Annotated in this window: 4 protein-coding genes and 1 pseudogene; 2 read left to right on the plus strand and 3 right to left on the minus strand. The window is 55.3% G+C overall.

What is annotated here, in order from left to right; genetic code table 11:
- The coding region (locus HJG40_RS13790; protein ID WP_303646309.1) for a nitrilase-related carbon-nitrogen hydrolase at positions 1 to 296 on the plus strand (296 nt) is incomplete at its 5' end.
- Entirely contained in the window at positions 289 to 1,041 is a 753-nt protein-coding gene (locus HJG40_RS13795; protein WP_215864732.1) for a gamma-glutamyl-gamma-aminobutyrate hydrolase family protein, read from the plus strand. The genes HJG40_RS13790 and HJG40_RS13795, both read left to right, overlap by 8 nt.
- 231 nt (positions 1,042 to 1,272) lie before the next feature.
- Here HJG40_RS13795 and HJG40_RS13800 read toward each other — a convergent pair whose 3' ends face one another.
- The 3 genes and pseudogenes from HJG40_RS13800 to HJG40_RS13810 form a co-directional block, all read right to left on the minus strand.
- Positions 1,273 to 1,920, minus strand: coding sequence for a VTT domain-containing protein (locus HJG40_RS13800; RefSeq protein ID WP_215864733.1), 648 nt, complete (start codon positions 1,918 to 1,920; stop codon positions 1,273 to 1,275).
- Positions 1,920 to 2,282 carry a hypothetical protein gene (locus tag HJG40_RS13805; protein WP_215864734.1) on the minus strand — a complete coding sequence of 121 codons (363 nt, stop codon included), beginning with the start codon at positions 2,280 to 2,282 and terminating at the stop codon, positions 1,920 to 1,922. The genes HJG40_RS13800 and HJG40_RS13805 overlap by 1 nt, the downstream gene beginning before the upstream one ends.
- Positions 2,279 to 2,670 (minus strand): annotated as a pseudogene (locus HJG40_RS13810) (GMP synthase); the annotation flags it as partial. The pseudogene HJG40_RS13810 and the gene HJG40_RS13805, both read right to left, overlap by 4 nt.

Below are 2,670 nucleotides of genomic sequence, written 5' to 3' on the forward strand. Positions count from 1 at the left end.
GGACCCGGGTGATGCAAGGACATGCAGCCGCCAATCTGGTCCCGGTCGTAGCGGCAAATCGGATCGGCCACGAAATCGGTGTGGAAAGCAGCATCACCTTTTATGGCGGCTCTTTTATCAGTGATCCTACTGGAGCCCTGCTCGCCCAGGCTGACCAGGAAGAATGCATCCTCTATGCGGATCTGGATTTATCCAAACTGGCAGCACAGCGGGCAGAATGGGGATTATTCCGGGATCGTCGCCCGGAGTTGTACGCGCCCATCCTCAGCCTGGATGGAAGCCCTTCCGATGGATGAGATTTTACCTCCGGAACCCCCGGTCATCGCCCTCAGCGCTTACGAGCGGAACGGCGAACCTTTTTCCCTTGCTCCCCAGTATGCCGCAGCTGTATGCCAGGCGGGTGGTCTGCCGGTTTTGTTTCCGCCCCAATGCCCGGAAGCCCGGATTATTTTATCGCGCTGCGATGCCCTGGTGCTGACGGGTGGTGGAGATATATCCCCGGAGTTTTATCGCGCCACCTGTGATGAAAGTGTGTACATGGTGCATCCAGATCGCGATGCAGCAGAAATTGCCCTGGCCCGGGAAGCCATCGCCCGCCGCATTCCAGTATTGGGTATTTGTCGTGGCCTGCAAATCATCAATGTCGCGTTGGGGGGTGACCTCCTGCAGGATTTACCCAAAAATATTGGTACCCGCATTTGTCATCGCAACAATGACGGGGACCCCATCATGCATGAAGTCATTGTCCTGCCGGACACCCTTTTGGGCAGTATTGTTCGTCGCGAAACCCTGGAAATTTCTTCCTGGCATCATCAGGCCATTGCCAACATGGCCCCGTCCCTGCGCATCAACGCCATCGCCGAAGATGGCGTGATTGAAGCTGTGGACATGCCCGACAACCCGGATATTTTCGCCGTACAGTGGCACCCGGAACATACTGCTGCTGGTGATCCGCATCAGCAGGCACTTTTCAACTGGCTGGTGAAACGTGCCGAGCGCCGCATTGTGCGGACCATTGAACGGCAGGAAAACAAGACCTGAGCCGACTAAGCCTGAAAGCAGCAGTGGGCTTGGGAGCTTTGCCGCGACTTTGGCCCGCGCCGTTGTTGTTCTTGGTGAAATCCTGCGCCCGTCAGGAGAGCTGTCTGAGCCCAAAGGGCGAGTTCTCTCCTGACAGCAGGATGAACCTTAGAACAACAGGCAAGGGACGTTGGAGCAAAAAGCTCCCAAGCCCACTGCTGCTTTCAGGCTTCATCCGAAGCATGCACGGATTCAGGGTGCAGGATTACCGGCGGGCTGCAGACGCTGCTGTAACCAGGCAAAACCCGCTGGCAACAGGGAAATCAAAATAATAGCGATCAACACCAGGTTCAGATGGGTTTTCACCCAGGGGAAGCTACCCAGAAAATAACCAGCTCCCAGCAGTCCGCCCACCCAGAGAAATGCCCCGGTCAGATTAAAGACAACAAAACGCCGATAAGGCATGGCCGCAATACCGGCGACAAAAGGCGCAAAAGTGCGGATGATGGGCAGCAGCCTGGCGATAACTACCGTTTTCCCGCCATGCCGGGCATAAAAACGCTGGGTGCTTTCCAGGTGCCGGACATTCAGCAGCTTGCCGCCAAACAGATGCACACCCCAGCGCTTGCCCACCCAGTAATTGACCGCATCACCCAGTACCGCCGCTGTCACCAGCAAAAACAGTAACCAGGGTGCGCTCATGGCCCCCACTCCGGCCAGGGTGCCACACACAAAAAGCATGGAATCCCCAGGAAGAATGGGCATGATGACCAGCCCGGTTTCTGCAAACAGAATCAGAAAAAGGAGGGCATACACCCAAGCCCCGTACTCCTGCAAAAATAAAAGCAGGTAATGGTCAAAGTGCAGAAGCATCTGCAGCAAGTGATGAACATCCGACATCAGGCGTCTTCCGAAACTCCGCAGTAGCGTTGATAGTGGCGCTCAAACATGACTTCCAGCTCGGTAATCACCGTTTCTGCCTCTATCCCGCCCATGACATGCCTGGACATCAGGCTGGATGTATCATTAAGCATGTTCTTGGCATCCAGCATGCTGTAACTCTCACGCAGCCGCTTGATGGCCCCTACCACACTTTCACCTTCCCGGGCAGGCAATAGATTGGGCTTTTCAATCACTTTTTCCTGCGGCGCTTCAGGTTGCTGGCGACTGCGCAGAAACTCGGCAAAAGCCACTACCTGTTCCTGCCCGGCAGCATCCAGTTTGCGCATCACTTTCAGGAACTGACGCTCACGACTGTTCATACGTCACTACCCGTATCCACTTTCAGGGAAAATACCGGAGGCTTACGTTTTTCAGTCATCAGCGCCAGCTCGCGAACCAGGGCGACAATGACGCGGTCTGTAGTTTTCTGCATTTCCGGCCAAAGCTGACGACATTGTTCCAGTAACTCACCGACATTTTCAGGGGTGTCACGATCTTCTTCCATGAGAATGTCTTCAATCAGACCCGGTTTCATTTCCGGTCGAAACAGCAGACCTACCGCACCATCTTCAGGACGAAAAGCAATCCAACGTCCTTCATCATCCACCACCAGAGGCTGGATGCCTTCCGGCAAAACGGCGGTTCCTGGCGACCAGACCATCACCTTGGCACCGTCCACGGCCTGAGCCAGAGGATCGTTTTTACCCG

Origin of the sequence: Acidithiobacillus concretivorus (assembly GCF_018853445.1) — a bacterium.
Lineage (GTDB): Bacteria > Pseudomonadota > Gammaproteobacteria > Acidithiobacillales > Acidithiobacillaceae > Acidithiobacillus > Acidithiobacillus concretivorus.